Annotated in this window: 1 protein-coding gene; it reads right to left on the bottom strand. The window is 48.5% G+C overall.

Features of this window, described 5'->3' with window-relative positions; genetic code table 11:
- Positions 1–76: 76 nt before the first annotated feature.
- Positions 77–396: curli major subunit CsgA (gene csgA / locus H0X90_RS35525; RefSeq protein ID WP_196438455.1), on the bottom strand; the 320-nt coding region annotated here is incomplete at its 5' end.

Raw genomic sequence — 396 nt, 5'->3', positions numbered from 1 at the left:
GAGTAATAACGCATTCATATTCTTCTCCCGAAAAAAAACAGGGCTTACGCCCTGTTTCTTTCATACAGATGATGTATTAGTACTGATGAGCGGTCGCGTTGTTACCAAAGCCAACCTGAGTGACGTTAACGCTGGAGTTAGATGCAGTCTGGTCAACAGCAGCACCGTTACCGCCACCGAACTGTTTAACAGTCATAGTAGAATCTTTACCATTCCACTGATCAAGAGTAGCGCTGTTGCCGAAACCACGCTGAGTCAGATCGATTGAGCTGTCATCAGAACCTTGGCCAACATCTGCACCATTACCGCCGCCGTGCTGGGTAATGGTCAGATCAGAGTTGCGGGCGTCAGCTTGCAGAGCAAGAGCAGAGTTACCGCCACCGTACTGGTAAATAT

Origin of the sequence: Burkholderia sp. 9775_39 (genome assembly GCF_015712225.1) — a bacterium.
Classification (GTDB): Bacteria; Pseudomonadota; Gammaproteobacteria; order Burkholderiales; family Burkholderiaceae; genus Burkholderia; species Burkholderia cenocepacia.
This window is presented reverse-complemented; position numbering and strand designations above follow the sequence as displayed.